This is a genomic window from Streptomyces sp. WAC04114, from assembly GCF_019733245.1.
Classification (GTDB): domain Bacteria; phylum Actinomycetota; class Actinomycetes; order Streptomycetales; family Streptomycetaceae; genus Streptomyces; species Streptomyces massasporeus_A.
On sequence record NZ_JAIGQA010000097.1, the window covers coordinates 23,413 to 30,017 of the forward strand.

General features: G+C 71.0%; 7 protein-coding genes. 3 read left to right on the forward strand and 4 right to left on the reverse strand.

The genetic code is table 11. From position 1 onward, the window contains the following. The first annotated feature begins 95 nt into the window (after positions 1-95). Positions 96-1,133, forward strand: a complete 1,038-nt coding sequence (locus K4G64_RS23445) for a LacI family DNA-binding transcriptional regulator (protein ID WP_221757991.1) — start codon at positions 96-98, stop codon at positions 1,131-1,133. A gap of 163 nt (positions 1,134-1,296) precedes the next feature. On the opposite strand, the gene K4G64_RS23450 is transcribed toward K4G64_RS23445, so the two are convergent. Together K4G64_RS23450 and K4G64_RS40405 are read right to left on the reverse strand one after the other, a co-directional pair. Continuing rightward, positions 1,297-2,541, reverse strand: coding sequence for a SpoIIE family protein phosphatase (locus tag K4G64_RS23450; protein ID WP_221757992.1), 1,245 nt, complete (start codon positions 2,539-2,541; stop codon positions 1,297-1,299). Between the two features lie 215 nt (positions 2,542-2,756). Continuing rightward, positions 2,757-3,083, reverse strand: coding sequence for an STAS domain-containing protein (locus tag K4G64_RS40405; protein ID WP_308122468.1), 327 nt, complete (start codon positions 3,081-3,083; stop codon positions 2,757-2,759). A 299-nt stretch (positions 3,084-3,382) separates the two neighbouring features. Here K4G64_RS40405 and K4G64_RS23460 point away from each other — a divergent pair, with 299 nt between their 5' ends. Continuing rightward, a complete protein-coding gene (locus K4G64_RS23460; RefSeq protein WP_374206440.1) occupies positions 3,383-4,324 on the forward strand; it encodes a diacylglycerol kinase family protein in 942 nt (313 codons plus the stop codon). Positions 4,325-4,393: 69 nt separating this feature from the next. On the opposite strand, the gene K4G64_RS23465 is transcribed toward K4G64_RS23460, so the two are convergent. Next, complete coding sequence (locus tag K4G64_RS23465; RefSeq protein ID WP_221757996.1) at positions 4,394-5,071, reverse strand: HdeD family acid-resistance protein; 678 nt, start codon at positions 5,069-5,071, stop codon at positions 4,394-4,396. Positions 5,072-5,312: 241 nt separating this feature from the next. Continuing rightward, on the reverse strand, positions 5,313-6,098 hold the full coding sequence (locus K4G64_RS23470; protein WP_221757997.1) for a VOC family protein: 786 nt from the start codon (positions 6,096-6,098) through the stop codon (positions 5,313-5,315). 232 nt (positions 6,099-6,330) lie between these two features. On the opposite strand from K4G64_RS23470, the gene K4G64_RS23475 reads away from it, so the two are divergent. Continuing rightward, a complete protein-coding gene (locus K4G64_RS23475) occupies positions 6,331-6,576 on the forward strand; it encodes a WhiB family transcriptional regulator (RefSeq protein WP_221757998.1) in 246 nt (81 codons plus the stop codon). The last annotated feature ends 29 nt before the right edge of the window (positions 6,577-6,605 follow it).

Consider the following 6,605-nt stretch of genomic DNA (forward strand, 5'->3'; position numbering starts at 1 on the left):
TCCCCCGTCCGCGCCGATCGGCGGGCGAGAGCGCTCTCACCACGCTACGTGTCCGGGGCTATCCTGATCCGCAGCCGCAGGTGAGGAGCCCCGAAGTGACCGACACAGCGCCGCGTCCCACCCTGGAGGCCGTGGCCGCCCGGGCCGGTGTCTCGCGGGCCACCGTGTCCCGCGTGGTCAACGGTGGGGACGGGGTGCGGGACGTCCTCGTGGAGCGGGTCCGCAGGGCCGTCGACGAGCTCGGTTACGTGCCCAACCAGGCCGCCCGCTCCCTGGTGACCCGGCGGCACGACGCGATCGCGGTCGTCGTCGCCGAACCGGAGACGCGGGTCTTCGCCGACCCGTTCTTCGCGCTCCAGCTGCGCGGCATCAGCAAGGAGCTCACCGCCCACGACAACCAGCTCGTGCTGCTGCTCACGGAGGGCCGGGACGACCACGCCCGGGTCGGCCGCTACCTCGCCGGCGGACATGTCGACGGGGCGCTCGTCTTCTCCCTGCACCTCGACGACCCGCTGCCGGAGCTGATCCAGCGGGCCGGCATCCCCACCGTCTTCGGCGGGCGGCCCGGCTGGAGCGCCGACCGGCGCGCGGTGGTCTACGTCGACAGCGACAACCGCGGCGGTGCCCGCGACGCCGTCCGCCATCTGGCCGGCCTCGGCCGCAGCCGGATCGCGCACATCACCGGCGCCCTCGACCAGACCTCCGCCGCGGACCGCCTCGACGGCTACCGGGACGTCATGGTGGACGCCGACCCGCGGCTGATCGCCGAGGCCGACTTCACCCCGGCCGGCGGCGAGCGGGCGATGCGCGAGCTCCTGGAGCGCTGCCCGGACGTGGACGCGGTGTTCGCCGCCAACGACCTGATGGCCTCCGGGGCGCTGCGTGTGCTGCGCGGCTCGGGCCGCCGGGTCCCCGACGACGTGGCCGTGATCGGCTTCGACGACATGCGGCCCGTCGCGGAACAGACCGACCCGCCCCTGACGACGGTCCGTCAGGACATAGAGGAGATGGGCCGCCTGATGGCCCGCCTGCTCCTGCGCGGCCTCGACCGGGACGCCCCGCGCGAGGGCGTCGGGACGACCCCGTCGAGCGTGGTGCTGCCGACGACGCTGGTGCGGCGGGGGTCGGCGTAGGGGCCGCTGCGGCCGGGGGCTCGTCGCCGGAGGCGGCTCGCCGTCCGGCCGGCTTCCCGGTCCGCCGAGCCCTGGTCGGCCGGACGGCGAGGGCCCGTACCCGTGAGTGCCTGTACCTGATCCGGGCTGGAGTATCCCCGGGCGCTTCACAAAGTCGCGCGGGTCACAGGCGGACGATGACGAGGGCGATGTCGTCCGAGACGCCCCCGGCGACGTCGAGCCGGGTCAGCAGTGCGTCGGCCAGCGGGTCAGGGGCGAGGCTTCGGTCCTGGGCGAGGGCCGCGGTCAGGCGTTCCAGGCCGACGTCGATGTCCTCGTCGCGGCGCTCGATGAGGCCGTCGGTGTACAGCACGAGGATGTCTTCCGGCCTGTAGGAGAGGCCGGCCTGGGGACGGGGGACGTGGTGCTCGCGCGTGCCGAGTGGCGGGTCCGTGGCCTGGTCCAGCAGGTCGCAGGTCCCGTCGGTGTGGAGCAGGATCGGCGGTGGGTGCCCGGCGTTGCTGTAGATGATCAGTCTGCTGCGGGTGTCGATGAGTACCTTGACCGCGGTGGCGGCCATGGCGCCGTCCACGGAGCGGGCATAGAGGCCGAGGACTTCCAGGGCCTGGGCGGGGCTGGGGATGGCGCGGATGACGGCGCTCAGGGCGCTGCGGAGCATGCCCATGATGGCCGCGGCGTGCAGGCCGTGGCCGACGACGTCTCCGACCGCCACGGCGTAGCGGTCGGGTGGCAGGTCGACGATGTCGTACCAGTCGCCGCACACGTTCAGTGACGCGGTCGCGGGCAGGTAGCGCACGGCGATGTTGGTGTGCCGGTCCAGGTCGGGGACGGAAAGCATGGCTTCTTGCAGGGTGACGGCGACCTGCTGTTCGCGGGCGTGGGCCTGGCGGAGTTCCTGGTTCAGCCGGTGCAGCTCCCGGGCGCGCGCGTACAGCTCGGCCGCCATGCCCTCCATTCGTTCGGGAGACTCCCTACTGTCCTTGCTGAGCTGACGTGGCCGCGCTGAGTGGACGAAGGCCGTGACGTCCGTTACCTGTTGGATGATCCACTTCACTGTGCCGTCAGGTCCCCAAACGGGGGTGTGGATCACGGACCACCATCGCTCCTCGAACCCGTCCTGCTGATCGGGGGCGGGAACGTCGTACCGCTGGAGCACCGCGGTTTCCGGAGTCCCGGTGTCCAGAAGCCGGTGCAGGGAGGCTTTCAGGTTTCGTTCCGCGTCGCCGCCGAAGCCGGGACTCTCCGGCAGGGCGTCGAAGACGTACTTCCCGGTCAACTCGCCCTCGGTCCGGCCCGCAGTCCGCAGGCAGGCCGGGTTGACGTAGCGGATCACCAGGTCCGCATCCAGCACCAGGTACGGGCTTGGTGTGGCGTCGAAGAACGCCGTGAAATCGATGTCCGTTGTCATCACGCGCTCTCCGTGGCCGCGAGCGCGACTGCCTGGACTTCCAATCTACGGGCGATCCAGCGCTCGGGCTCGTTCGTTCGCGTTCATTCACCGGGCATTGCGACCCCCGGCCCGGGCCCAGAAGCTACTTCCCAGTAGCTGGAGCTTTGTATGTCCCAGGTGCGCAGCCGGCGCCAAGACCTGCCTCCGGCTCCCCGCGAAAGCGCTGGGTCCCGCTATTCCTCGATCGCTGCTGCTCTGTCCAGGCCGGCGTGCCGCAACGTGCGCCGCACCGGCCGACGTGCCCCGCGCACGACCGCCGTCCCGGAGTGCTCCGTCACCGCGCGCAGCAGGGCGTAGGCACACGCCAGCTCGATCCGTCTCACCCCTTGCATGTCCAGCACCCAGTACTGAGCCCTCTGCAGGCGCAGATCAGCGAGAAGGGTCTCCAGCTCGCGGAGCATCACAGCGCTGACATCTCCGCTCAAGGTCACTTCGGCGCCCTCGCCGTCGATCGCAGTGATCGCCACACCCGGGGGCACGAAGGGGGGTTCAGCTGCCACAGCGGCCTCCCACACGGTTGGGTGCGTCCCCTCCAGTCTGCATCGACAGGGAAGCGCATTGACCGTATCGACAGGGAAGCGCATTGACCGTGACGATGGAGGGGTACCGATCCACCCCTCTACCGGGAGGGTGAGCGGCATGACATCCCCCTTCGAAACCCCGGCAAGCACCGGCACCATGCCCCGGCACGGCACGGCACCGCACCACAGGCCCCTTGCCCGGCGGAAGCCTGGCGGCCTCGGCGAGCATGGGCCGGCAATTCCTTCTCACCGCCTGAACACCGAGAGGGGATGCGGTGATGGCCGGCGCTCGGACGCGTGCCCGGGCGGTGATCGTGATGAATCCACACTCGGGCGACGGCAAGACGGCTCGTTACGGCCTGGTACAGCGGGCCGAGAACATGGGAGCCCAGGTCAGGACGACCAGCACGGAGGAGGATGCCGCGTCGCTCGCGAGGAACGCCGTGGTGGAGGGGGCGCAGGTGCTGGGGGTCGCGGGCGGTGACGGCACCGTGTCGGCGGTCGCCGCGGTGGCTGCCGACACGGGCCGGTCACTGGTCGTGGTCCCGGCGGGCACCCGCAACCACTTCGCCCGGGACCTGGGCCTCGATCTGCGCGATCCGGGGCAGGCGCTGGACGCCCTGGTCGACGGTGAGCCGGCACAGGTGGACCTGGGGGTGCTCGGCTCGCGTGTCTTCGTCAACAACGTCTCTTTCGGCGTGTACGCCGATGCCCTGCTGGAGCCCGGGTACCGGGAGGACAAGCCGCGCGCGTTCGCCGCAGTGGCACCCGACTACGCCAAGGGCAGGCAGTGGGTCGAGGCCGGCGTGGACACACCTTGGGGGACTGTCGAGTTCCCGCAAGTGGTGCTGATCTCCAACAACCCCTATCACCTGGCCACACCGCGCTGGCTGGGCCGACGCTTCTCTCTCAGCACAGGACAGCTCGGCGCCATCGTCCTCAAGCGCCCGGAGCAGGCTCCCCCGGACCTCCTGCGGCACCTGCGCGACGAACTGCGACAGCGCAAGCACGGTGCCGGGCCGTCGGGGGACGGGGCCGTCGTCTGGTCTGCTCCCGGCATCACGCTGCACGGCGAGGTGCGGCACCTTGACGCGGGCGTCGACGGCGAAGCGGTGCGGCTTCCTCTGCCCGTCGTGTGCGGTATCCGGCCGGGTGCCCTGCGTTTGCTGTTGCCGAAGGACCGGCCGGGGACACCGCCGGAGCGCGCGATGCGCCACTGAGGGAGAGCCCTTGAGTGCCGGACTCCCGTACCCCTTGCCTCACCGGGCTGCCCGCTCCGGTCCGGGTGATCAGTGCTGGGGGTGCGGGCGGTGGAACAGGGGCCGCCGCTGTGTGGCAGTGCCGCCCGGAGCGAGGCGACCGACTTCGACGCGCATCCTGATGGCCTGGAACACCTCGACCACCCCCAGGACCACGGCCATGACGCCCACCGCCAGGGTGAGTGCGGCGATCGAGGTGAACGGCGAGACGATCAGCACGATGCCCGCCAGAGTGCTGATGATCCCGTAGAACAGCTGCCAGCCGCGTGCCGGCATGTCCTCGGCGGAGGCGGCCGCTGCCGTCACCATGATGCCGCGCAGCAACCAGCTGAAGCCGATCCACAGGGCGAGCAGGAAGATGGACTGCAGAGTGCCCCGGAAACAGATCAGCCCCAGCAGGACGGAGAGTGCGCCCGTGAGGAAGTGCAGCACCCGAAGATGCCGGGGGACATGCGTGCCGAAGGCGGCGGCCAGCTGGAAGACGCCGGTGGCCAGCAGGTAGACGCCGAAGAGTACGCCGACGACCCGCAGCGTCTCCTCAGGCCAGGCGAAGATCACGATGCCCAGGGCGATCGTGGCCAGGCCCGTGGTGAGGAGGATCTGCCAGCCCATGTTCGCCAAGGCGCCCAGGCTCTCGGGCAAGGGGGCGCCTGGTGACTCGGTGCCCCGCGCAGGGCCGGTACCCGAGGAATCGGGGGGATAAGTCATGCCGCTGCCTCCTCATGGGAAAAGCACGGTCGGCAGGTACACCTCCATCGTCACTCACTCCCGGCCTTGTTTCATCCGGCGGAGGCCTTCCCGAGCACCACACCGCCATGACCCAGGAGCGTGCTCCGATGGCGAACTGGCACCGGGACTGCGACGACCCGAGCTGCCTGGCCTCCGCCACGACCTCCAAGCGGTAAGACGCGCGGTGGACGCCAGTCGTCGTGACGGGGCCCGGCCGGTCTCAGCCCTGCGGAGGTTCGCTGTGGATCACCGCGAAGCGGGCGCCGTACGGGTCGGCGAGTTTGGCGAGGCGGCCGACGGAGGGGAGGTCCGTCGCGGGGAGGCGGACCGTGCCGCCCAGTTCCTCGGCCTTGGCCACGATGGCGTCCGGGTCGGCGACCTCGAAGTACGGCAGCCAGTACGCCTCCTCCTCGCCCGGGTCGTCGGCCAGCGCGACGACACCGCCGAACATGGCGTCCTCACTCTCCCCGGCGGGGACGAACGTGGTGTACGTGCCGCCGGCGAAGTCCGCGCCGAAGGTCTCCAGACCGAGCACCGAGTGGTAGAAGGCCGCCGTGGCCGGGACGTCCGCCGTGTACAGCTCGGCCCAGCACAGCGAGCCGGGATCGTGGACGACCTCCAGACCCTTGTTGCGGCCCGGCTGCCAGACGCCGAAGGCCACCCCGGCCTGGTCCGCGAGGATCGCCATCCGCCCGAGGTCCTGGACGTCCATCGGCTGCACCATCACCGCGCCGTGCGCCTGCTCGGCCGCCCGGGCCGTGGCATCCGCGTCCGGCGACTGGAAGTACACCGTCCAGGACGGCGGGCCCTGCTCCGGCGTGGTCTGCATGCCCCCGGCGGCCGTCCTGTCCCCGAGCCGGAACAGGCCGTACCCTCCGACCTCCGGGCCGCCCGGCTGGAACCGCCAGCCGAACAGCTCGCCGTAGAAGGCAGCGGCACCGTCGATGTCGGGGGTGCCGAGATCGATCCAGTTCGGAGCGCCGGTGACGTAACGGGTGGTGAGCATCGTCGCCCTCCTCGCACAGGGGCCCGTCGTCTGCACTGCCGAGTCTTCCACCGCGCGGTGCCGACCGCCGCCGGAGCGCGGCCGCGGCGGGGATGGGGATGGGGATGTTTCCGCGCGCCGCCGTGCGCCGGCCCCACCCGGCAGGCCACCATCGAGGTGGCCGGGGGTGCGTGAACGCGGTGTTGATCCCGCGTTGATCGAACGTTTTTCGACGCCCGCGACGCTTTCCGGCATGCACATCGACACGATCACCTCGCCCGAACTCGAATGGCAGCAAGAGGCGTTGTGCGCGCAGACGGGGGCGGACTTCTTCTTCCCCGAGCCGGGCAGTTCGGTGCGGGAGGCGAAGCGGATCTGCGGTATGTGCCCGATCCGCGCGGCCTGCCTGGAGTACGCGCTGGACCACGACGAGCGCTTCGGCGTCTGGGGCGGCCTCTCGGAGAAGGAGCGGCTGGAGCTGCGACGCGTGGCGCGATAGCCATCACGGGAGTGGGTGAAGTGGGGGGG